The organism is Enterobacter sp. HG048 (assembly GCF_024702055.1).
GTDB lineage: Bacteria > Pseudomonadota > Gammaproteobacteria > Enterobacterales > Enterobacteriaceae > Enterobacter > Enterobacter dykesii.
Genome location: NZ_JANLIZ010000013.1, coordinates 108,118 through 131,831, shown reverse-complemented (window position 1 = coordinate 131,831; position 23,714 = coordinate 108,118). Strand labels below are relative to the sequence as shown.

Annotated in this window: 19 protein-coding genes; 7 read left to right on the top strand and 12 right to left on the bottom strand. The window is 59.4% G+C overall.

The annotated features are described in order from the left end of the window. The coding region (locus NUX24_RS15790) for a 2-dehydropantoate 2-reductase N-terminal domain-containing protein (RefSeq protein ID WP_308280946.1) at positions 1-281 on the bottom strand (281 nt) is incomplete at its 3' end. 105 nt (positions 282-386) lie between these two features. Between NUX24_RS15790 and NUX24_RS15785 the strand changes: the two genes are divergently transcribed. Further along, the gene (locus NUX24_RS15785; protein ID WP_063440685.1) at positions 387-1,508 is read left to right on the top strand and encodes a YbdK family carboxylate-amine ligase; all 1,122 of its coding nucleotides are present in this window, start codon (positions 387-389) and stop codon (positions 1,506-1,508) included. Here NUX24_RS15785 and NUX24_RS15780 read toward each other — a convergent pair. The 3 genes from NUX24_RS15780 to NUX24_RS15770 all read right to left on the bottom strand — a co-directional run bounded on the left by NUX24_RS15780 (position 1,459) and on the right by NUX24_RS15770 (position 8,481). Continuing rightward, positions 1,459-4,593, bottom strand: coding sequence for an efflux RND transporter permease subunit (locus tag NUX24_RS15780; RefSeq protein WP_257832706.1), 3,135 nt, complete (start codon positions 4,591-4,593; stop codon positions 1,459-1,461). The genes NUX24_RS15785 and NUX24_RS15780 overlap by 50 nt on opposite strands. A gap of 9 nt (positions 4,594-4,602) precedes the next feature. Then, entirely contained in the window at positions 4,603-5,667 is a 1,065-nt protein-coding gene (locus NUX24_RS15775) for an efflux RND transporter periplasmic adaptor subunit (RefSeq protein WP_257832704.1), read from the bottom strand. 105 nt (positions 5,668-5,772) lie between these two features. Next, positions 5,773-8,481 carry a cation-transporting P-type ATPase gene (locus NUX24_RS15770; protein ID WP_257832702.1) on the bottom strand — a complete coding sequence of 903 codons (2,709 nt, stop codon included), beginning with the start codon at positions 8,479-8,481 and terminating at the stop codon, positions 5,773-5,775. Between the two features lie 488 nt (positions 8,482-8,969). On the opposite strand from NUX24_RS15770, the gene NUX24_RS15765 reads away from it, so the two are divergent. After that, on the top strand, positions 8,970-9,218 hold the full coding sequence (locus NUX24_RS15765) for a DUF1158 domain-containing protein (protein ID WP_013097677.1): 249 nt from the start codon (positions 8,970-8,972) through the stop codon (positions 9,216-9,218). A gap of 57 nt (positions 9,219-9,275) precedes the next feature. Here the strand turns inward: NUX24_RS15765 and NUX24_RS15760 are convergent, their stop codons facing one another. Beyond that, a complete protein-coding gene (locus NUX24_RS15760) occupies positions 9,276-9,617 on the bottom strand; it encodes a RamA family antibiotic efflux transcriptional regulator (protein WP_047650664.1) in 342 nt (113 codons plus the stop codon). A gap of 32 nt (positions 9,618-9,649) precedes the next feature. Then, positions 9,650-10,753 carry an MBL fold metallo-hydrolase gene (locus tag NUX24_RS15755; protein ID WP_257832698.1) on the bottom strand — a complete coding sequence of 368 codons (1,104 nt, stop codon included), beginning with the start codon at positions 10,751-10,753 and terminating at the stop codon, positions 9,650-9,652. 190 nt (positions 10,754-10,943) lie between these two features. On the opposite strand from NUX24_RS15755, the gene NUX24_RS15750 reads away from it, so the two are divergent. From NUX24_RS15750 to nfsB, 3 genes are all read left to right on the top strand, one after another. After that, positions 10,944-11,534 (top strand): TetR/AcrR family transcriptional regulator, encoded by a 591-nt coding sequence (locus NUX24_RS15750; RefSeq protein ID WP_047650501.1) that lies wholly within the window; start codon positions 10,944-10,946, stop codon positions 11,532-11,534. Continuing rightward, complete coding sequence (locus NUX24_RS15745) at positions 11,524-11,892, top strand: MmcQ/YjbR family DNA-binding protein (RefSeq protein WP_023310662.1); 369 nt, start codon at positions 11,524-11,526, stop codon at positions 11,890-11,892. Before NUX24_RS15750 ends, NUX24_RS15745 begins: the two co-directional genes overlap by 11 nt. 120 nt (positions 11,893-12,012) lie before the next feature. Further along, positions 12,013-12,666 carry an oxygen-insensitive NAD(P)H nitroreductase gene (gene nfsB, locus NUX24_RS15740; RefSeq protein ID WP_024906901.1) on the top strand — a complete coding sequence of 218 codons (654 nt, stop codon included), beginning with the start codon at positions 12,013-12,015 and terminating at the stop codon, positions 12,664-12,666. 27 nt (positions 12,667-12,693) lie between these two features. Here nfsB and NUX24_RS15735 read toward each other — a convergent pair whose 3' ends face one another. Beyond that, the gene (locus NUX24_RS15735) at positions 12,694-13,296 is read right to left on the bottom strand and encodes a hypothetical protein (RefSeq protein ID WP_214576159.1); all 603 of its coding nucleotides are present in this window, start codon (positions 13,294-13,296) and stop codon (positions 12,694-12,696) included. A gap of 152 nt (positions 13,297-13,448) precedes the next feature. Beyond that, entirely contained in the window at positions 13,449-14,318 is an 870-nt protein-coding gene (locus NUX24_RS15730; protein ID WP_257832694.1) for a helix-turn-helix transcriptional regulator, read from the bottom strand. A 107-nt stretch (positions 14,319-14,425) separates the two neighbouring features. On the opposite strand from NUX24_RS15730, the gene NUX24_RS15725 reads away from it, so the two are divergent. After that, positions 14,426-15,862 carry an MFS transporter gene (locus tag NUX24_RS15725; RefSeq protein WP_257832692.1) on the top strand — a complete coding sequence of 479 codons (1,437 nt, stop codon included), beginning with the start codon at positions 14,426-14,428 and terminating at the stop codon, positions 15,860-15,862. A 65-nt stretch (positions 15,863-15,927) separates the two neighbouring features. After that, entirely contained in the window at positions 15,928-17,172 is a 1,245-nt protein-coding gene (locus tag NUX24_RS15720) for a mechanosensitive ion channel family protein (RefSeq protein WP_257832690.1), read from the top strand. A gap of 86 nt (positions 17,173-17,258) precedes the next feature. Here the strand turns inward: NUX24_RS15720 and pheP are convergent, their stop codons facing one another. The 4 genes from pheP to NUX24_RS15700 all read right to left on the bottom strand — a co-directional run bounded on the left by pheP (position 17,259) and on the right by NUX24_RS15700 (position 23,711). Continuing rightward, positions 17,259-18,647 (bottom strand): phenylalanine transporter, encoded by a 1,389-nt coding sequence (gene pheP / locus NUX24_RS15715; protein WP_047650497.1) that lies wholly within the window; start codon positions 18,645-18,647, stop codon positions 17,259-17,261. 103 nt (positions 18,648-18,750) lie between these two features. Further along, positions 18,751-20,934: a TonB-dependent siderophore receptor gene (locus NUX24_RS15710; protein ID WP_257832687.1), complete on the bottom strand. Its 2,184-nt coding sequence runs from the start codon at positions 20,932-20,934 to the stop codon at positions 18,751-18,753. Between the two features lie 178 nt (positions 20,935-21,112). Next, positions 21,113-22,135 (bottom strand): ABC transporter ATP-binding protein, encoded by a 1,023-nt coding sequence (locus NUX24_RS15705; protein ID WP_257832686.1) that lies wholly within the window; start codon positions 22,133-22,135, stop codon positions 21,113-21,115. A 1-nt stretch (position 22,136) separates the two neighbouring features. Further along, positions 22,137-23,711: an iron ABC transporter permease gene (locus NUX24_RS15700; RefSeq protein ID WP_257832684.1), complete on the bottom strand. Its 1,575-nt coding sequence runs from the start codon at positions 23,709-23,711 to the stop codon at positions 22,137-22,139. Positions 23,712-23,714: the final 3 nt, after the last annotated feature.

Genomic DNA, 23,714 nt, shown 5'->3' with positions numbered 1-23,714 from the left:
GTGTTTTCATCGCACAGGGCCCGCAGCCACCCGGCGCTGTCGGGATTTTGCGTCGTTTTTACCGCCACAAAAACCAGATCGACGGGGCGCGTGATGACGGCCGGATCGGTTAATACCGGACCGGGCACCACCGTTTCCCCCTCGTCGTGGCGCAGGCGTAATTCCGCGTGCGCGGTGCGTCCGCACAATAGCGGCGTACGGCCCGCGTCATGCAACACCGCGGCAATGGTGGTCCCAATTGCGCCAGGCCCAATCAGCGCAATCACTGGATTGTCAGACATGGTTAATTCCCCTTTTCGCTAAGCCTGCTAACAGTTATACCACTCTGAAAAGTGAGCGCCACGTCGTTGTCTATACTCAACACACAACAGACAACGGAGTGCGCCATGCCTTTACCCGATTTTAAGTCCTCTGAACCTTTCACCCTCGGCATCGAACTCGAACTGCAGGTGGTTAACCCGCCGGGCTACGATCTGAGCCAGGACTCCTCCGCGCTCATCGCCGCCGTCAAAGACGACATTAAAGGCGGCGAAGTCAAACACGACATCACCGAAAGCATGCTCGAAATCGCCACCGGCGTATGCCAGAACATCGACCAGGCGGCGGCGCAGTTCTCGGTGATGCAGCAGAGCATCCTGCGCGCGGCGGCGGAGCAGCATATCCAGATCTGCGGCGGCGGGACGCACCCGTTCCAGAAGTGGCAGCGTCAGGAGGTGTGCGACGACGAGCGCTATAACGTCACGCTGGAGCGCTTTGGCTACCTGATTTTGCAGGCGACGGTATTTGGCCAACACGTGCACGTCGGCTGCCGGACCGGGGACGACGCGATTTACCTGCTGCACGGCCTGTCGCGCTTCGTGCCGCACTTTATCGCCCTGGCGGCAGCCTCGCCGTATATGCAGGGTACGGACACGAAGTTCTCCTCGTCGCGGCTCAACATTTTCTCGGGGTTCCCGGATAACGGCCAGATGCCGTGGGTCAACAGCTGGCAGGAATTCGAGGGGCTGTTCCGCCGCCTGAGTTCCACCAGCATGATCGACAGCATTAAGGATCTGCACTGGGACATCCGCCCCAGCCCGCACTTCGGTACCGTGGAGGTGCGGGTGATGGATACGCCGCTGACGCTCGGCCACGCGATTAACATCGCCGGGCTGATCCAGGCGACGTCCCACTGGCTGCTGACCGCACGGCCGTATAAGCACCAGGAAAAAGATTTTCTGCTGTACCGCTTTAACCGCTTTCAGGCGTGTCGCTACGGTCTGGAGGGGATTCTGACGGACGTGCACACCGGCGAGCACAAAACCGTGGCGGAAGACATTGCGTGGCTGCTGGAGCAGGTTGCGCCGTCGGCCGAGAAGCTCGGCGCGACGAGCGCAGTCAATGAAATTGCCCTGCTGTTAAAGCAGGGCAAGAGCGAGGCGCAGCGCATGCGGGAGTTTATCGCCGACGGCGGCTCGCTTATTTCTCTGGTTCAGAAGCACTGCGAGCTGTGGGCGACGAGTCCGTAAGCCCGTGGCCCCACTCGCGCAGGCGCTGAAACAGTACGAACAGCGCCGGGATAAAGAGGATCCCCACGACGGTCGCCACCAGCATGCCGCTGAAGACCGTGGTGCCGATGATGCGGCGGCTCTGGGCACCCGCCCCGGTCGCCAGCATCATCGGCAGGACGCCGATAATGAACGACACGGCGGTCATCATCACCGCGCGGAAGCGGCGCGAGGCCCCTTCCCTTGCCGCATCGACAATCGCCATCCCGTCCATGCGCCGCGCGCGGGCGAACTCCACGATAAGAATTGCGTTCTTGGCGGCAAGGGCTATCAATAGCACCAGACCAATCTGCACGTACACGTCGTTGGCGTAGCCCGCCATCCACAGCCAGACCAGCGCTCCGCCGATGGCGAACAGCACCGAGAGCATCACGCTCGCCGGGAGCGTCCAGCTCTCGTACTGGGCGACGAGGAACAGCCACGCCATCACCACCGCCGCCAGCACAATCCATATCGCCTGATTGCCGGTCTGCTGCTCCTGATACGATATGCCGCTCCAGGCGTAGTCGTACCCGGCAGGCAAATTCTCCGCCAGGATCTCGCCCATCGCCGCCATCGCGGTGCTGCTGCTCACCCCTTCCGCCGCCGAGCCGCTCACCGACACCGACGGGAACTGGTTGTACTGCTGCAGGAACGGCGCGCCGACGCTCGGCGTAATGGTGACCAGGTTGCTCAGGCGCACCCGCTCGCCGCTGTTGCTGCGCACGAATAGCTCGCTGATTTGCCCGGCGCGCTCGCGCCACTGCATCTCGTTCTGCATCACCACGTGGTAGACGCGGTTATTGACGCTGAAATCCCCGGCGCGCGTGCCGCCAAAGGCGGTCTGCAGGCTGCTGAAGATGCGCGACACCGGCACGTCGAGACGCGCGGCGCGCTCGCGGTCAACGGTCAGCGTCAGCTGCGGCACGTTGCTGCTCCAGGTGGTGAACACGCGGCTCAGCTGCGGGTGCTGGTTGGCTTTCGCCAGCACCTCACGCGTCACGCGCTCCAGCTCCGCCGGGCTCTGCCCCGCCTGCGCCTGGATGCGCAGGTCGAAGCCGGAGGCGTTGCCCAGCCCCGGCAGCGTCGGCGGCGCGAACGTCATGATGGTCGCTTCCGGCAGGGCCAGCAGCTGGCGCTGCAGGGTGCCCATCACCTCATCCAGCGGCGGACGCTCGCTCCAGTCCTTCAGCATGATGGAGATAAACCCGCCGTTGGAGGCGCTGGTGCCGTTGAGAATGTTAAACCCGGAGACCTGAATCACGTCCTCCACCGCCGGATTTTTAGCGATGAGTTCGCGTGCCGTGGTCATCACCGCTTCGGTGCGCTCCAGCGAGGCCGCCTCCGGCAGCTGAACGCTGGCAAAGAAGTAGCCCTGATCCTCCTGCGGCAGGAAGCCTTTAGGCATCGACGTAAAGCTGAACGCCACCACGGCCGCCGCGCCTGCGGTGGCCAGCAGCGCCAGCCACGGGCGAAGGTTGAAGATAGTCACGATGCGGGTGTAGACGCCACGCGTGGCCTCCAGCCCCCGGTTGAACCCACGGAAAATCGCCGCGGGCTGTGCCGGGCGCGGACGCAGCAGCATCGCGCACAGGGCGGGAGTCAGGGTCAGCGCCACCAGGCTTGAGAGCGTGACGGCCGTCGAGAGCGTCACCGCAAACTGACGGTACAGCTCGCCGACAATTCCCGGCAGGAGCGCCACCGGCACAAACACCGCCAGCAGCACCAGCGTCGTGGCGATGACCGGACCGGCGATCTGGCGCAGCGCCAGCGCGGTCGCCGCCGTGCGGCTCTGCCCTTCCGCCATCAGCGTTTCGACGCTCTCCACCACCACGATGGCGTCATCCACCACCATGGTCAGCGCCAGAATAATGGCGAACAGGCTGAGCGTGTTGGCGGAGTAGCCCAGCGTGTAGAGCACCGCGAAGGTGCCCACCAGGGATACCGGAATGGCGAGCGCGACAATCAGCGTCGCGCGCCAGCTTTGCAGGAACAGGGACACCACGACCACCACCGCCAGCATCGTCAGCGCCAGCGAGACGCCGATCTCCTTAATGGTGGCGGCCACAAAGGAGGTGGTGTCGAATTTCACCTCGTAGACCAGGTCGTCCGGGAAGCGCGTCGAGAGGCGATCCAGCTCCGCGCGCACCGCGTCGGCCACGCGCAGGGCGTTGGCGGACGGCGTCGGGTAGATGCCGAGATAGGCGGAGTCGTGCCCGTTCAGCTGCGCGCCGGAGCTGTAGCTGCGCGAGCCGAGCTCGATGGTGGCGACGTCCTTCAGGCGCACCAGCTGGCCCATCTCGCCCGCGCGGATGATGATGTCGGCAAAGTCTTCAGCCTGGCTTAAGCGCCCCAGGCCGTTGATGGTCAGGGTCTGCTGCTGGCCGTTAAACACCGGCGGCGTGCCGACCTGGCCTGCCGCCCCCTGCACGTTCTGCTCGCGCAGCGCCTGCGCCACGTCGTCGGTGGTGACGTTCAGGGCGTTCATGCGGTCCGGACGCAGCCAGATGCGCATGCTGTAGTCGCGCGCGCCAAACATCTGAACCTGCCCGACGCCCGGCAGGCGGGACAGCGCCTCGCGCACCTGGGTGCTGGCGTAGTTGCTGACGAACAGCGGCGTGTGGGTGTTGTCCGGTGAGTAAAGACTTACCCCCATCATCAGGTTGGTGGCACGCTTGCGCACCTGCACGCCGTTTTGCTGCGCCTCGGTCGGCAGCTGCGCCACGGCCTGCGCCACGCGGTTCTGCACGTCGATGGCGGCGAGGTCCGGATCGGTGCCCGCCGCGAAGGTGATGTTCAGGCTGTACGAGCCTTCATCCGAGCTGGTGGACTCCATGTAGAGCATGTGATCCACGCCGTTCAGCTGGGTCTCCAGCGGCGTGGCGATGGCCTCCGCCACGTCGGCCGAACTGGCGCCCGGCCAGCTGGCAGAAACATTCACCACCGGCGGCGTAATCTGCGGATACTGCTCCACCGGGATAATCCTCAGCGCGATGGCCCCCAGCAGGGTAATGACCAGCGCAATCACCATCGCGAAGCGCGGGCGTTTGATGAAAAACGTCAGCATGATGGCTCCTTAATTCAGTATCTGGACGGCAGCGCCCGGCTGCACGCGCTGCGCGCCGTCAGTGATTGCTCGCTCACCGTTCTTCACCCCGGAGGTAATCCGGAACTGCTGTCCGATCTGTCCGTCGATCTTGAGCGGGCGCATTTCTGCCTTGCCGTCGGCGTTAACCACCCAGGCAAAGAACCCGTCGCCGTTCTGCTGGACCGCGGCGACAGGCAGAGTTAGCGCGGGCTGCTCGCTGGCTGGGCGCAGAATGACATTCACGTTGCCCCCGGGCAGCAGTTGGTGACGCGGGTTGGTAAACTCGGCGCGCAGCATCACGCTGGCGGTGCGCGGATCGATACGGTTGTCCACCGAGGTAAGCTCTCCGCTGACGCGCTGGCCGTTGCTGTCAATTAACGCCTGCCAGGCCTGCTTCATGGCGTTGATATCCGCATGCTGTCCGGCTTTGGTGGCAAACGCACCCTCTTCCAGCGCAAAGGCGATGCGGATGGGGTCAAGCTGTACGACCTCCACCAGCACGCCGCTGGCAGGGTTGACCAGGCTGCCGACGTGGAACCGGCTGTGTCCTACGCGACCGTCAATCGGCGAGGTGATGCGGGTGTAGTTCAGGGTGACATTACGGGTTTCGAGCCGGGCTTTGGCCTGCTCCAGCGCGGCGCTCGCCACGTCCCTTTGCATGCGGGCGTTGTCCACGTCGTGACGGCTGATGGCGTTGCTGCTGCCCAGGCTTTCAAAGCGGGAAAGCTGCTGCTGTGCCTGGCGCAGCGTGGCTTCGGCGCTTCTCACTTCGGCCTGCGCCAGCCGCAGGGCGGCGCGCGGCTCGGCGTCGTCGAGCTCAAACAGCACGTCGCCTTTCTTCACGTACTGCCCGTCGCGAAAGTTGATTTTGGTGATGACGCCTTCCGTACGCGCGCGCAGCTCAACGGTGTGGATAGCTTCGATGCGGCCCGGGATCTGGCGCTCGGAGGCGTGGGCGGTCTGCTCCACGGTGGCGACGCGAACGGGAATGGCGGCAGCGAATACGGGTTGCAGGGTACAGGCGAGAAGTGCGAACAGGAGTGGGAGCTTCATAGGAGTACCTCAGGGTTGTTGCCCTCACCCCGGCCCTCTCCCACAGGGAGAGGGAGGTCAGAGTCCCCTCTTCCCGTGGGAGAGGGTTAGGGTGAGGGCAAAAGGTTATGCAGTCTTACGGAACCTGCGGGTCAGTCGCTTCTCGATTTCGACGACGAAGAACATCACGCCCGCCACCGCCAGAGTCACAAACCAGTAGCGCAGCGGCAGCGCTTCGGTGCCGAACAGCATCTGCATAAACGGCAGGTAGATAATCGCCGCCTGGAGCAGGAACAGCACGCCCGTCACCAGCCAGATCCCTTTGTTCGCCAGCAGGCCGCGGTTCAGGGAGAACCCTTCGGTGTTGCGGCAGTTAATCATGTACACCCACTGGGCGCAGACCAGCATCTGCAGCAGCACGGTGCGGATGAACTCCGCGCTGTGGCCGCGCGGGGCCAGCCAGGCTTCCAGCGCAAAGGCGGCGATGGCAATCATGGTGCCGACGAAGGCCACGCGCCACACGGCGTAGGCGTCCATCACGTGCTGCCCGGTCTGACGCGGCGGACGGCGCATGATATTGCGCTCGGCGGCTTCGAAGGCCAGGCCGAAGGAGAGCGTGGCGGAGGTGGCCATGTTCATCCACAGGATCAGCACCGGCGTCAGCGGAATGATGTTCCCCGCCAGCAGCGCAATCACAATCAGCAGCCCCTGCGCGAGGTTGGTCGGCATGATGAACAGGATGGTCTTCTTCAGGTTGTCGTAAACGCGACGCCCCTCTTTCACCGCGCTGGCAATGGTGGCGAAGTTATCGTCCGTCAGGACCATGTCCGCCGCCTCTTTGGTCACTTCCGTGCCCTTGATGCCCATCGCGATGCCGACGTCAGCCTGACGCAGCGCCGGGGCATCGTTCACGCCGTCACCGGTCATGCCGACGATTTCGCCTTTGTCCTGCAGCGCTTTCACCAGGCGCAGCTTATGCTCCGGGCTGGTACGGGCGAAGATGTCATACTTCACCGCCGCTTCCGCCAGCGCGGCGTCGTCCATCTTCTCCAGCTCGTAGCCGGTGACCGCCTGCTCGCTGTTGGTGATCCCCAGCATCTGACCGATGCTCATCGCCGTCTGCGGGTGATCCCCGGTGATCATCTTCACGCGGATCCCCGCCTGCTGGCAGGCGTTAATCGCGTCAATGGCTTCCGGACGCGGCGGATCCATCATCCCGGCGATACCGAGGAAGATCAGGCCGTGGCTCAGGTCGTCGTGCGTCAGTTCCTGCTCACCGTTCGCCGGTTTAAACGCCGCGGCGACCATGCGCAGCCCCTGACGCGCATAGCGCTCCATCTCGCTTTCCCAGTACGCGCGGTTGAAGGCTTCCGCACCGTTGCGGGTCTGCTGCTCGGCGCACAGAGCGAAGAGGACGTCCGGCGCGCCGGTGATCAGGATCTGCTCCTCACCGCCAATCTGGTAGTGGGTGCTCATGTACTTGTACTGCGAGTCGAACGGGATCTTGTTAACCAGCGTGGTCATGACCGGCTCAAGGCTGGCCTTCGCCGCCAGCACCTTCAGTGCGCCCTCGGTCGGGCCACCGGTGATGCCCCACAGGCCGTGCTCGTCCTGAATCAGCTGGCTGTCGTTACACAGGTCGATGGTGCGCAGGTACTGCTCCAGCACGGTGCCCGGCTGTATGTGGACCGGCTCGTCGCTGCCTTCCAGGTAGAGGTTGCCCACCGGCTCGTAGCTGTTGCCGTCCACGCGGTAGCAGGCGTCGGCGGTGATGATGGCTTTAACCGTCATCTCGTTCATGGTCAGGGTGCCGGTTTTATCCGAGCAGACCACGGTCATCGCGCCCAGGGTTTCAACCGTAGGCAGCTTGCGAATAATCGCCCGCTTGCGCGCCATCGCCTGCACGCCCAGGGAGAGTATGATGGAGATAATCGCCGGCAGACCTTCCGGTACGGACGCCACCGCCAGGCTAATCAGGGAGAGCAGCAGCTCGCCCATCGGGATCTCGCGGAACGCCAGGCTGAAGACAAACAGCGCGGCCATCATCGCCAGAATAATGGCGAAGATCGCTTTACCCAGCTTGTCCATCTGCACCAGCAGCGGCGTGCGGTGCTTTTCGATGCCCGCCATCATCTGGTTAATATGGCCGAGTTCCGTATCCTGACCGGTGGCAGTGACCACGCCGACGCCGCCGCCCGCGCTTACGGTCGTCCCGGAGAAGGCCATATTGGTGCGGTCGCCCAGCGGCAGTTCACCGCTCAGCGGATTAACGTGTTTATCCACCACGGTGGATTCACCGGTCAGAATTGCCTCTTCCACGCGTAGATTATGCGCTTCAATTAAACGCATATCCGCCGGAATACGATCTCCCGCGCGTAAAACAATAATATCGCCCGGGACTATTTCAGTTGTGGGTATCGTTTCGTGGTTGCCGTTACGAATAACGCGCGCCTCGCTGGAGAGCATATTGCGAATACTCTTCAGGGATTTTTCCGCGTTGCTTTCCTGAATATGGCCAATTAAAGCATTGATTACCGCCACGCCCAGAATAACCAGCGTATCAACCCAGTGGCCCATGATTGCCGTTAATACGGCGGCGGCCAGCAGGACATAAATCAGGACATCATTAAAATGGGCCAAAAAACGCAGCCAGGCAGGCTTGCCTTTTTTCTCCGGCAGCGCATTGGGGCCATGTTTTTGCAGACGCGCCTGCGCCTCTGCACGGTCCAGACCACTGGCCTGGCTCTTCATGTGAGCAAGCACCTGCTCTGTGGTCTGCTGATATGCCAGCCCGCCGGAAGGCGGCACGTTTGGAGATAATTTTTTCTCGGTCATCGTATTTTTCCTTCAATATCCGGTGAAAAGAAGCCTGAATTCCTTTCGGGCATAAATAAATTCATTTTAAAGTCTTGCGGGTAAAATTGATCTACCGCAATATAATGACTTCTCGGTTATTCAAAACTGCTTAAAACTATTTTGATGAGCCAATTTTTACAAAATATTTCTAAACCAAATCTAAACGAGGAGGATCCATGTTTGGTATTTATCGCGGGCGTCGCCTGGCGTTATACATTATCGTAGCCATTGTTATTGCTACGTTAATTGGTTATAGCACCTATACATTTGTAAAATTATTTTCGTAACGCAGACATTTATTGACACAACACGATATTAATTTAATTGCCTGCAGAATATTATTTTATTTCTACGATTAATGCGCAGATAACGGCGTTTATTTTTCTGAAATCGGATGGGCGGGTTTATATTGCTTTACGTTCCGGGATGCCGGACAATGACATTTTTAACTGACGATTAACATTACGATGAAACACCCGTTAGAATCGCTGCTTACGGCAGGCGGCATTTTATTGCTGGCCCTGCTCTCCTGCCTGCTGTTACCCGCGCCGTCGCTGGGCCTGGTGCTGGCGCAGAAGCTGGTTCAGACCTTTCACATGGTCGATCTTAACCAGCTCTATACCATTCTGTTCTGCGTGTGGTTTTTACTGCTGGGTGCCATCGAATTCTTCGTGCTGCGTTTCGTCTGGCGACGCTGGTTTTCACTGGCGTCGTAAGCCCATAAAAAAAGCCGGGTGGCGGCTTCGCCTGACCCGGCTTGTTTTGGTTTACGTTCAATGCGTCCGACTGTGGTTCTCCTTGCGGTACGCGCCAGGCGGCTGGTTGAACGTACGCGTGAAGATACGGGTAAACGTCTGCTGCGAGTCAAACCCGTAACGCAGGCAGATGTCGTACACCCGGGCGTCGGATTCACGCAGATCGCGCGCCGCCAGCAGCAGCTTGCGTTCACGGATATAGCGCCCCAGGCTCTCCCCTTTGTACTGCATAAACAGCCGCTGCAGGTGCCATTTCGAGTAACCCGCGTGGCGGGCAATCTCTTCTATACGTAATGGCTGGTGCAGATTGTCGTCGATCCATTCGACGATAGTGTCGATGACTTGAGCGGAAATAGTCATACTGCTGTCCCCCTCTGCTTCTCGCTTAAACATTATTCCCACCACTCGCGAAATGCCTGAGTGGTATCACTCACCCGCACGGGCTCACCCAGTTTCGGCGTCAGCAGCCGATAATTTTTGTCCTTGCTGGCGCGCGCCAGCTGGATCAGCGGATCGTTCCAGGCGTGTTTCGCCAGCACAAAGCGTCCGTTGTGCCCCGGCACCACGGCTTTCGCGTTGAGATCCGCCGAGGCCTGCGCCGTTTCCTCCGGCAGCATGTGAATGTACTTCCAGTCCTGGTCGTACTGGCCGTTTTCCATGATGGCTAAATCCACCTCGCCAAACTGTTCGCCGATGGCCTTAAAGTGCGGGCCGTAACCGGAATCCCCGCTGTAATACACCTTCTGCTCCGGCGTGACGAACATAAAGCTGCCCCACAAGGTGCGATCGCGCTTGATGCCGCGTCCGGAGAAGTGGCGCGCCGGCAGAACGTGCACCGTCAGTTCATCGCTGATGCGCACCGACTGGTTCCAGTCGCGCTCGTCAATAATCTCAGGCTTCATCCCCCAGTAGCGCAGGTGGGATCCCACGCCCAGCGGGGTCACCACGTGCTTTACCTTCGGCAGTAGCGCTCTGATGGTGGCGTAATCCAGATGATCGTAGTGATCGTGCGAGATAATCAGCAGGTCGATGTCCGGCATGCTTTCAGCGCGCCACGGGTACTCCCCGGCAAAGGCTTTATTGAGGAACGAGAACGGCGCGGCGTAGTTGCCGAGCACCGGGTCGATCAGGATGCGTTTGCCCGCGAGCTGCAGGTACCACGAGGAGTGGCCTAGCCACACCAGGGTGTCCTGCTCCAGCGGCAGGCTCGCAAGATCGGTTTTCACCAGCGGCAGCGGCTGGGCCGGTCGCGCGTTTTCGGTTTTTTTGGTCAGAAAATCCCACGTCGCGACCAGCATATTTTTGTCGCCGTTAAAGCCCGGCGTCGGCAGCGTATTGTGGAATTTCCCGTCGCGATACTGGGGAGAGGCCTCCACTTCAGTTAGCTGCTCACCCTGCGGTGGCTGGCCGAATCCGGCATTCAGAACAAACGGTAAACTCGCAGCTGAAGCTATGATCATGATTAACACCACGCAGATGAAGAGAGGTTTTTTCATATCCAGACCCGAAAACGCGCCCCATCCGATAGTTTGCGCGGGGTAAACTTGATTATGAGTGAGTAAGCACTCATTATAGATATGATGATAAAGTCGTCAAGACGTTTTCGATCTTTGACATTCCGCGTTGCAGCGTGTCAAAGCACGTGTTTCAATCAGGGTTTTTATAATTGACAGGGGGAAAAATTTAGTGGCACGTCCGAAGAGTGAAGATAAAAAACAGGCCTTACTGGAAGCCGCAACGGTGGCGTTTGCACAGTCAGGTATTGCCGCCTCAACGGCGTTAATTGCCCGCAAGGCGGGTGTCGCCGAAGGCACCCTGTTCCGCTACTTTGCTACCAAAGACGATCTGCTGAATGCCCTTTATCTCCATCTGAAGCAGGATCTCTGCCAGACCATGCTGGCAAACCTCGATCGCACCATTACGCTGCCAAAAGAACATACCCGCAATATCTGGAACAGCTATGTGGACTGGGGGATTCGTAACCCCGTTGCTCATGCGGCGATCCGCCAGATCGGCGTCAGTGAAAAGCTGAGCGCCGAAACGGAACAGGCGGTGAAAGAGATGTTCCCGGAACTCCATGAGCTGTGCCGCCGCTCGGTGCGTCAGGTGTTTATGTCAGATGAATTTAAAACGTTTGGCGATGCGCTTTTCTTATCGCTGGCCGAATCTACGATGGAATTTGCCACTCGCGACCCTTCCCGCGCCGTTGACTTTAAAGCGCTCGGCTTCGAGGTGATGTGGCGCGGGCTTGCCCAGGAAGAGAACGATGGACAGTAAAGCATTGCAGGAGCATGCAAAACGCGTGGCGCTGGAGCTGCCGTTCACCGAACACTGCTGGCCGTTCGGCCCCGAGTACGACGTGTTTAAGGTGGGCGGGAAAATTTTTATGCTGATGGCCACCGTACGCGGACGACCGCACGTCAGCCTGAAGTCAGACCCAGAAAAATCCCTGTTAAATCAGCAAATTTATCGCGGCGTTGAGCCGGGCTATCACCTTAATAAAAAACACTGGATTTCGCTTTACGGCACTGACGACATCACGCCTGAACTGGTCGCCGACCTGATCGCGGATTCGTGGAATCTGGTGGTCGATAAGCTGCCGAAAAAAGACCAGAAGTGGATCCGGCCGGTCTGATTGTTCGTCTGAGACGAACAGATTAAGCGCTCGAATTGCACTTATCTTTTTCCGCGTCCCGCTGTAATCTGCATTACTTTCGCGCCCGAGAGCGGGCGAATTTCATCACCAGGAGTTGTTATGGATATCATTTCTGTCGCCCTGAAACGTCACTCTACCAAGGCGTTCGACGCAAGCAAAAAACTGACCGCGGAAGAAGCGGAAAAAATCAAAACCCTGCTGCAGTACAGCCCGTCCAGCACCAACTCCCAGCCGTGGCACTTCATTGTGGCCAGCACCGAGGAAGGTAAAGCGCGCGTGGCGAAATCTGCCGCGGGTACCTACGTGTTCAACGAACGCAAAATGCTGGATGCTTCTCACGTGGTGGTGTTCTGCGCGAAAACCGCGATGGATGACGCCTGGCTGGAACGCGTTGTCGATCAGGAAGAGGCCGACGGTCGCTTCAACACGCCGGAAGCCAAAGCCGCAAACCACAAGGGCCGCACCTATTTCGCCGATATGCACCGCGTGGATCTGAAAGATGACGACCAGTGGATGGCGAAGCAGGTTTACCTGAACGTCGGTAACTTCCTGCTGGGCGTAGGCGCGATGGGTCTGGACGCGGTACCGATTGAAGGTTTCGACGCCGCCATTCTCGACGAAGAATTTGGCCTGAAAGAGAAAGGCTTTACCAGCCTGGTGGTGGTACCGGTTGGGCACCACAGCGTGGAAGATTTCAACGCCACGCTGCCGAAGTCTCGCCTGCCGCTGAGCACGATTGTAACCGAGTGCTGAACAAAACGGGCCGCGCAATGCGGCCCGTTACGCTTTACTGATGACTAACCTGCGATGTGGATGGACATCGCGATCGTATCTCCAGGCAAACGCAATCCAGCGCTCTTCCAGCTCGGCGTATGAACTCACCGGTGTTAAGTGCCACTCTTCGCCTACCGTACCGTTCGCCACGCTTATCTGATAATTCATACTGAACGCCCAGTCGATCATACGTAACCAAAACCGCTGCCCGTCTCCGGTTTGCTCGCTGTCAGAAACCACAATGTCGTATTCGCTTAGCACCCACTGGAAGAAGGATTGTGGTAAACCACTGATGACACGCTGATGAACCGCGCGTGGCGTACGCCAGACCATAACCTGTGTCGCAGCCCCGTGGGGAAAAGTAATTTCTTTATGAAACGTCAACTTAACGGCATACGCCGTATAAGGTTTTCCGTCGTCGGTAGTCACGAGACGATATTCATCGCCGTAACGCGATTTTAACAGGCGATATCCCACAGGCAGCATAAATCCGGGCAGGTGAAAATCCACCGTGCCTCGCGCAAGAAACGCTTCAGTATGTTCGACGTTTCGTGAGATAAGGCCTAATTTTTGGCTGAAATCTGCGGGATCAATCATCAGTGGCGACATGGTGGTTTCTCATGGCGTGAGTATAGACGACTTAACACCCCATCGAAATGATGTCGATTCATTCGAGGGGTTTACGTTAAACCCCAACTTACACCTGTTTCATCCATTCAGCAGACTCGGCTCTTACTCTCTGAAAGCCCCTCGCAAAATACTTATTTCCCCTGCTCCGCCAGCCACGCCATCGCCCTCTCTCCGGCTTCATCCACCGGCAGATACACCAGCAGCCGCGAGCCGTTTCGCGGCGCAGAGTACCAGTACATCTGCTGCAGCGTAAAATCTCCCAGTTCGGGATGGGTAAACAGCTTGAGCTGGTTCTCCACGCCGCGCACGTCGTTGCGCTGGTGCCACAGGGTTTTGAACTCTTCAGACACCGCAAAAAAACGCGCCAGCTTCGCTTCCCAGAGCGGGTCTCCCCGGTGTTCGGCCATCGCCGCGCGGAAGTACGAGACGAAAATCGGCAGCACATCGTCGCGTCTGCCGAGACGCGCTCGCCACGCCGGATGGGTGAGGAATAGGTAAATACAGTTGCGGTCTTCCGGGGGAATTTCATTGAAGTCGACGCCCATCAGGTGCCCGAAGCTGTCGTTCCACGCCACGATATCGAAGTTGGGCTTCTGAATGCTGGCGGGTTTTGGCATTAGCGTATCCAGCAGGCGACGCGTGCCCTCGCTGATGCCCTCGCAGCAGACCGCCTGCGGCGCTTCGCCCGGCGGTAAACCCGCTAACAGAAACAGGTGTCGGGCCTCGGTAGGGGTGCACTGCAGCGCTTTTGCCACAGCGGCCATCACCGTGCTGGACGGATTAACGTCCCTGCCCTGCTCAAGCCAGGTGTACCAGGTCACGCCCACGTCCGCGAGCATCGCCACCTCTTCCCGGCGCAGACCCGGCGTGCGGCGACGACCGCTGCGCGGCAGGCCGAGACGCTGCGGATCGAGGCTTTCTCGTCGTGCGCGTAGAAATGCCCCCAGCTGTTTTCGGGTGTCATCCTGAAGAGAGACGACGGGTTCAGACATCAAGGCCATAAATCCCCCTGCATGGTAGTACCAGTACCAGTATAAGCAAGAACTGGTACCCGTTTATTAGATGGTTGATGCTACGACCATCTGTTGAATGACGCAATGGAGTTACCATGAATACGTCAGTTGTTTCACCGGGCCGCGCTGGCCTGATATTGCTGCTAACCGGCCAGATGCTGCCGATGATTGATACCTCAATCACCAACGTGGCGCTGGACGCCATCACCCATTCGCTGCACGCGACCGCCACCGAACTGGAGCTCATCGTCGCGCTTTATGGCGTGGCCTTTGCCGTCTGCCTCGCGCTCGGCAGCAAGCTCGGGGATAACCTTGGCCGTCGGCGTCTGTTCATGTGGGGTGTGGCGAGCTTTGGCCTGGCCTCGCTGCTGTGCGGGATGGCGGGGAACATTGAACAGCTGCTGGCCGCGCGCATCGTTCAGGGGGCGGGAGCCGCACTGATCGTGCCGCAAATTCTTGCCACCCTGCACGTGACGCTGAAAGGTACGGCGCACGCTAAGGCCATCAGCCTGTTTGGCGGCATCGGTGGGATTGCGTTTATCGTCGGGCAAATGGGCGGCGGCTGGCTGGTGTCGGCGGATATCGCCGGGCTGGGCTGGCGTAACGCCTTCTTCATCAACGTGCCGATCTGTCTGGTGGTGCTGGCGCTGAGCCGCCGTTTCGTACCCGAAACGCGTCGCGAGACGCCGTCACGCATCGACTGGACCGGAACCCTGCTGCTGGCGATCATTCTTTGCTGCCTGCTGTTCCCGATGGCGCTCGGCCCCCAGTGGCACTGGTCGTGGCCGCTGAAGGTTATGCTTCTCGCCATTATTCCTTTGGGCTGGCTGACGGCGCTGAATGCGCGCAAAAAGGAGCGTGAGAATGCCCACCCGCTGATCCCGCCGCGCCTGCTGCAGCTTCGCAGCGTTCGCTTTGGCATTCTGATCGCGATGCTCTTTTTCAGCGTCTGGTCCGGGTTTATGTTCTGTATGGCGCTGACCATGCAAACCGGTCTGGGGATGGCGCCGTGGCAGTCCGGAAACAGTTTTATCGCCCTTGGGGTGACGTATTTTATCTCTGCGTGGTTCGCACCGCGTCTGATTGCTCGCTACAGCACCAGTACCATTCTGCTGACGGGTCTGACGATCCAGATTGCCGGCCTGCTGGCGCTGATCGCCACGTTCCGCGTCTGGGGAACGGAGAATACCGCCCTGACGCTGGCGCCCGCGACCGGGCTGGTCGGCTACGGGCAGGCGCTGATTGTGAACAGCTTCTACCGCATCGGGATGCGCGATATTCAGCCTGACGACGCGGGGGCCGCGAGCGCCATTCTCAGCACGCTGCAGCAGGCCGCGCTGGGGCTTGGCCCGGCCATTTTCGGCGCGATTTTGCTGCACGCGCTGCAGAACCATCACGGGGATTACACCCAGGCGGTGAACGTCTTCCTGATGGTGGAAACGGCGATGATGGTGGTGCTTGCCCTGGCAACGCTGCGCATCCGCCATAGACTGTGCCTGCCGGTGGTGAAGGTCTGCCAGGCCACCAAATAAGCCCGTGAATTTGCATAATAGATCCGCAGCCGCCATTATGGGGCTGCATCAATACAGGAGACGTTATGCAGGAATTAATTGCTCAGGTTGAAGAGTTAGGCATTGAAATTAATCAGACCACCTCTTTAGTGATTATCTTTGGTATTATTTTTCTTACCGCCATCATCGTTCATTTTATTCTGCACAAAGGGGTGCTTCGCGCTTTCGAAAAACGCGCGCAGGCCAGCAGCCATTTATGGCTGCAGATCATTACCCAGAATAAATTATTTCACCGTCTGGCCTTCACCCTTCAGGGGATAATCGTCAACGTCCAGGCGGTACTGTGGCTGCAAAAGGGCAGCGAAGCGGCGGAAATTCTCACGACATGCGCAAAGTTGTGGGTCATGGTGTATGCCCTGCTCTCCTTCTTCTCGCTGCTGGACGTGATTTTTAATCTGTCGCAGAAAATGGCCACCGCATCACAGCTGCCGCTGAAGGGGATCTTCCAGGGCATCAAGCTGGTGAGTGCCATCCTGGTGGGGATATTGATTATCTCCCTGCTCATCGGCCAGTCTCCGGCGATTCTGATAAGCGGTCTGGGCGCTATGGCTGCCGTCCTGATGCTGGTGTTTAAAGACCCGATACTCGGACTTGTGGCGGGTATTCAGCTTTCCGCCAACGACATGCTCAAGCTCGGCGACTGGCTGGAGATGCCGAAATACGGTGCCAACGGCACGGTGACGGACATCGGTCTGACCACTGTTAAGGTGCGCAATTTCGATAATACAATTACGACCATTCCGACGTGGGCGCTGGTCTCCGACGCCTTTATCAACTGGAGCGGCATGTCGGCCTCCGGCGGGCGACGCATTAAGCGCAGCCTGAACATTGATACCACCAGCATTCATTTTCTCGACGAGCAGGAACAGCAGAAACTTATTCAGGCGAAGCTGCTGAAGCCCTATCTGGCCGCGCGACATGAGGAAATTAATCTGTGGAATCAGCAGAACGGTGAAGGGGAATCGGTATTAAACCTGCGCAAGATGACCAATATTGGTACCTTCCGCGCCTACCTGAACGAATATCTGCGCAACCACCCGCGCATTCGCAAAGATATGACGCTGATGGTGCGCCAGCTAGCGCCTGACGCGAATGGTTTGCCGATTGAAATATATGCCTTCACCAACACGGTGATCTGGGCAGAATATGAGGAGATTCAGGCCGACATCTTCGACCATATTTTCGCGGTGGTGGAAGAATTTGGGCTGCGTATTCACCAGTCTCCGACAGGGAACGATATTCGCTCCCTGGCGGGCGTTATCGCCAGATAATCAGCTTGCGCCGCCGGGCGTGAAGGCAGATGCAGTCTGGTGCCCTCACTCCGGCTCTCTCCCACAGGGAGATGGAGAAAAACGCGCTACTTTTTGCGGGAAAGCTTAAACGCCACAAACAGGAAGATAACCCACACCGGCAGCAGCATCGCCGAAAGACGCATCTCATCCATGGTGCACATCAGCACCAGAATCAGCCCCAGGAAAGCGATACAGATGTAGTTCCCCGCCGGGTAAAGCAGCGCTTTGAACTGCGTCTCGCGTCCCTTGCGGCGCATCGCGGCGCGAAAGCGCAGGTGCGCCAGGCAAATCATAATCCAGTTCAGCAGCAGCGTGGCAACAACCAGCGCCATCAGCAGGCCAAAGGCCTCTTTCGGCAGGAGATAGTTGATCAGCACCACCAGCGACGTAATGGCACCAGAAAGTAATAATGAGTTCACCGGCACGCCGCGACGGCTGACGCGGGTTAAGAAGCGCGGTGCGTTGCCCTGAACGGAGAGGCCAAACAGCATACGGCTGTTGGAGTAAACGCCGCTGTTATAGACAGACAGCGACGCCACCAGAATGACGAAGTTCAGCGCCGAGGCCACCACGTTGCTGTTCAGATCGTGGAAAATCATCACGAACGGGCTGCTGTCGGACTTCACTTCCACCCACGGATAGAGCGCCAGCAGCACCACCAGCGAGCCGATGTAGAACAGCAGGATCCGGTACACCACCTGGTTGACCGCTTTTGGAATGCTTTTATGCGGGTCGCGCGCTTCCGCGGCGGTAATGCCAATCAGCTCTAATCCACCGAAGGAGAACATGATCACTGCCAGGGAGAGAATCAGCCCTTTCCAGCCGGTGGCGAGGAAGCCGCCGTGCTGCCACAGGTTGTCGATCGTGGCGCGCTCGCCGCCGTGGCCGGAGAACAGCAGCCACAGGCCAAAGCCGATCATCCCGATAATCGCCAGCACCTTGATCAGCGCAAACCAAAACTCGGTTTCGCCATACAGGCGCACGTTGACGAGGTTAACGGCATTAATAATGATGAAGAAGGCGGCCGCCCAGATCCACGTCGGGACATCCGGCAGCCAGTACTGCATGTAAATGCCTGCGGCGGTCAGCTCCGCCATCCCCACCAGCACGAACATCACCCAGTAGTTCCAGCCGGACAGGAAGCCTGCAAACGGGCCCCAGTATTTATAAGCAAAGTGCGCGAAGGAGCCTGAAACCGGCTCTTCAACAACCATCTCGCCAAGCTGGCGCATGATCAGGAAGGCGATAATCCCGGCGATACCGTAACCCAGCAGCACCGCCGGGCCAGCCATCTGAATAGCGGGGCCGATGCCGAGAAACAGCCCGGTACCGATCGCGCCGCCAAGGGCAATTAACTGAATATGTCGATTTTGCAAACCACGTTGCAGCGTCGGATTCTGATCCGACGAGGCTTCAGCGCTACCATGGCCTGAAGCGGATGACGCGTCTTTCACGTCCTACCCCTGTCTCTTTTTTAGAAGGGGCACGTTTTAACACTTCATGCTGGAGGTAGCAAGGGATTGGGGCATCCCTGCCCCGGATAACGAGATGGAACGCTTAGAATTCGTAGCCAACCGAGACCTTAAAGGTGCGCGGTTCGCCCTGCGTGATATAGGTACCGGAATCGTCCACGCTGGCCCAGTAGTTTTCATTGGTCACGTTGTCGATGCCCGCACGAACCGTCATCTGGTTTTCATTGTGGTTCACCGCGAAGCGATAGCGCATCCCCAGATCCAGCGTCGTATAGCTGTCGAGCTTTTTGGTGTTCGCCAGGTTAGCGTACTGCGTGCCGGAGTGGTTCACGCGGGCGGTGGCGGTGAGGCCGTCAATCGGCTTGATGTCATACTCTGCGCCCAGCACGGCATAGAAGTTCGGCACGCCAATGGCATCATTACCCTGATTCACGCCATTTTTGGTTTTGGTCAGCTCGGCCTGCAGCCAGGTGGCGCTGGCGTTCAGACGCATCCCCAGCACTGGCTCGCCGAAGACGTTCAGCTCCACGCCACGGTTTCGCTGCTCGGCGTCCAGGCCATAGTGGCCGCTGTCGTCGAGGATCGCCGACGGCATCTTAATTTCAAACAGCGCAAGCGATCCGCCCACGCGGCCGAAGTCTGCCTTCACGCCCACTTCGTTCTGCTTAGAGTGAACGATACCGGTACTCTGGCCGTAGTTTGTTGCGGTATTTGGCGCGGTTTTGCCCGGCTGCAGCGCTTCGGTATGGTTAGCATAGAGGGAGAGTTCCTCCCACGGCTTGTAGACCACGCCGTAGGTGGGCATCCAGCGGCTACCGTCGAAGCCGTCCGCCGCGTTTTCCGCACCGGTAACTTTGTTATATCCGCGAACGACCACTTTCTGATGGCGGGCGCCTGCGGTGAACAGCAGCCTGTCGTCCAGCACGCCCAGCGTATCGCTTAGCAGCCAGCCCTGGGTACGGGTGCGCCCGCTGGTCAGCGGATCGCTGTACTTCCCGCCAGAGCCGTTCAGGTTGGTGCTGTCCGGCATATCGACGCCGGTGTTGTGGTAGATGTTGGTGGTCGGGTTATCCTTCGTCGCCGACATTTTCCACGCGATTTTTTCGTTTTTGGTCATCGCTGAATAGCCGACGTTGACCTTGTGCGAGACGAAGCCTGTATTGAAGTTACCGCGAACGCCCGCCATGCCGCTGACGGAATCGCTGATGCGGTTGGTATCAAGGCGGCTGACCGTTGCCTTGCCGCTTTTATCCACCAGCTTTGGCGCGCTGTAGATGCCTTCCTCATGCGCGTGCTGCGCACCCAGACCGGTATAGGCCGTCCAGCCGTCGGTGATGTCGTACTCGCTGCGCCACATCCCAAATTCGTTTTCGATGTTGCTGTAGGCCCACTTCTGCGAGAAGTTGCGATCGTTTTTCGGCGGCTCGGGCACGAAATCCACCGCGGAAATATTGACGCTGGTCGGGCTGCCGTGGAAGGTTTTCTTCTGATAGCCCAGATCCAGCGAGGTGCGGAAGCGGTCTCCTGTGTAATCCAGGCCGGTAGAGAGCAGCGTGGTGCGGCGGCGGTCATTCGGTATGCCGGTTTCCCCTTCGCGATGGACCAGGTTCACGCGCGCGCCGAACTCGTCGCTGTCGCCGTAGCGACGGCCCGCATCCAGCGTAGTGCCAATCTGGGAGTCCGAGGTGTAGTCGACGCCGACTTTCGCCTGCGGGAGTGACCCCGCGTGTTTGGGCTCAAGGTTGATCATCCCACCCACGCCGGAGCTTGCCGCGCCGTTCATCAGCGAGTTGGCCCCTTTGAAGATCTCTATGCGGTCAACCATCTGGGTATCCACAACCTGGCGCGGCAGCACGCCGGACAGCCCGCCAAAGGTCATGTCGTCGCCGTCGAACTTCAGGCCGCGGATGCGGTAGGTTTCCGCGCTGTTGCCGTACCCCTGAACGAACTGCACGCCCGCGTCGTTCGCGACGACATCGGCAATGGTTTTCGCCTGCTGATCTTCCACCAGCTTCGAGGTATAGCTGATGATGTTGAACGGCACGTCCATGGCGTTCTGCTGGCCCAGCATTCCCATGCGCCCGCCGTTCGCCACCTGCCCGTCAAGAAAGGCCGGTACCAGCTGGTCGCCGCCGGGTTTGAAATCGCTGGCAGGTTTAGCCTGGACAACGAGGGTGTCCTCTTTTTGATTGTCCGCCGCGAAGGCGGAATGTGTCGCCGCGCCAACGGCGAGCGCCAGCAGCGTTTTGTGCATGATGGTGTTGTTCATCGTTAACTCATTTTAAAGTGCGCGCAAAAATGACCCGTTGTCGGGCCTTAGAATATGTTGAACACAATGCAAATGAGAACTATACGCATTATCTATGCGTTAGCAAGTGTAACCGCGTTCATGAGGAGGTTTGCCGAGAAAAGAGGGGAACAACCACCCCGTTTCGGGGCGGTGAATATCACAAAACGCGCGCGATACCTGCAACATCAATGCGTACCGCCGCACCCGGGGTCCATCCAGGCTGGCTGACGGTCTTCAGAATTACGGGCTGCTGCTGCCCGGCTAATCCCAGGGTGAGCGTTGACAGCTGGCCGGTGAAGTCCACGTCGAGAATTGAGATCGGGCTTTCATGCGCTGCACATGCCGTCACGCGTAATTGTTCAGGGCGCATCATTACCCTGCCCTGTCCTGTCGCACGCGCGTTGTCCGTCGGCACTTCGCCCAGCGCGCACACCGCATACCCGGCCGCAAGCTGAGCAGGCAGGATCACGGCATCGCCAAGAAACAGCGCCGTCTCTTCGTCAACCGGACGGGTGTAAACCTCATAAGGCGTACCGACCTGCGTGAAGCGCCCTGAGCGCATGACGGCAACCTGCGTGGCAAAGGACAACGCTTCGTTCTGATCGTGGGTGACCAGAATCGAGGCCACGCCCGCTTCGGCCAGCAGATCGGCCGTTGCCTTACGCGTCATGGCGCGCAGGCCGGTATCCAGAGCCGAGAATGGTTCATCCAGCAGCATCAGTGAAGGACGCTGGGCCAGCGCCCGGGCAAGCGCCACGCGCTGCTGCTGACCGCCAGAAATCTCGTGGGGCCAGTGCGTTGCGAGCTGCCTGTCCAGAGAAACCATCTCCATCAGCGCCTCAACGCGCTGGCGCTTCTCGTGGCGAGTGCCGTCCAGCCCCCAGGCGATGTTGTCTGCCACGTTGAGGTGCGGGAATAGCGCGCCCTCCTGAGGCACAAAACCGATCCGGCGCAGGTGGGCGGGAACAAAACTGTTTTCATCAAACAGCGTTCTCCCCTGCATGACAATGCGCCCGGTGTCAGGCGTTTCGAACCCGGCCAGAATACGCAGCAGCGTGGTTTTCCCCGACCCGGACGGCCCGACAATCGCCGTCCGGCTCCCCGGCGCCACGCTCAGATTTAGGCTGTCGAGCACCTGCACATCAGAAAACGATTTAGAAATGGCGGTTAATTCAAGCATGTCATAGCCCTGCAATTTTTTTCGACTGCATATAGAGAATGGCGGTCAGCGGGAGTGAAATCAGGATCATTAGCATCGCGTAAGGCGCGGCGGCAACATAGTCAATTTCACTGGTCAGCGCCCAGAATCCGGTGGAGAGCGTGCGCGTACCCAGCGGAGAGAGCAACAGCGTGGCGGTCAACTCGTTGCTGACGCCGAGGAAAACCAGCGCGGCCCCCGCCGCCGCACCCGGCGCGGCCAGCCGCATCGTGACGCTCCAGAGCGCCTTCGCGGGCGTGCTGCCCAGGCTGCGCGCCACGTTTTCCAGCTCAACCGGCGCCTGCGCAATCCCCGCCCGCAGGTTGATGAGCGCGCGGGGCATAAACATCAGCAGGTAGGCCAGGAACAGGGTAATTTCCGTCTGGTAAATGGGACGGGCGTAATGAATGGTGACGGTGACCAGCGCCAGCGCCGTGACGATGCCCGGCAGCGAACTGGTGATATAGATGCACCCTTCCAGCATCCGGAAGATGCGGTGCGGATAGCGAATACCCAGCCACGCGATGGGGATCACGCACGCGGTCGTCAGAAGCGCACCGCCCACGCCGAGCATCAGCGTCTGGCGCAGAGAGTGCCAGAGATCGGCACTCATCCAGTTTTGCACGCCGCCGAGCCAAATCCAGCGACACAGGACAATTAACGGCACGCCCAACGCCAGCACGATCAGCATGATGAAAAACAGCTGGCCCAGCGCGGCGGCCGCAGGCTTCAGCGGCCAGCGTTTCTGCTCGCGCGCGGCCCCGGCGCCAATGCGCGCGTAGCGTGCTTTTCCGCGCGTCACGCCCTCCAGCATTAATATAGCCAGACAGCACAAGGCCAGCACGCCCGCCAGCATGTTCGCCGCCGGGCCGCTGAAGGTAGACTGGAACTGGTCATAAATTGCCGTGGTGAAGGTATCAAAGCGGATCATCACGTACAGGCCATATTCCGCCAGCAGGTGCAGCGCCACCAGCAGCGCGCCGCCGCAGATAGCCAGCTTGAGCTGGGGCAGCACCACGCGGAAAAAGACCCGCCACGGCGGCGTACCCAGCGAAGCGGCGACATCTTCAAGCGTCGGGTCAAGGCGACGCAGCACCGCCGCAACCGGCATATAGATAAACGGATAGTAGGCAAGAACGGAAAGGAACACGCCCGCGGAGAGCCCATGCATAGACGGGACAGCGCTCACCCAGGCATAGCTTTGCACAAACGCGGGGATCGCCAGCGGGGCGACCGCCAGTGCGGACCAGATCCCTCGCCCGGCAAGCTGCGTGCGCTCCGTGAGCCAGGCTATCGCCACGCCCGTCACGATACACAGCGGAACCGCTAAAGCCGTCAGCCACAGCGTGTTGCTGAGCAGCTCTGCAACACGCGGGCGAAACACCAGCGCCTTAATGGTTTCCCAGCCGGTCTCAATGCCAATGGCAATGATAAAACCCAAAGGCAGAAGCGCCATTAATGAAAACAAAACAGCTAACGCAACCATCGGCAGTGCAGGACGCTTGCGGGCAGGCTCCTGCACTCTGTTTTTTCCGATGTCGAGACTCAGACCAGACATAAG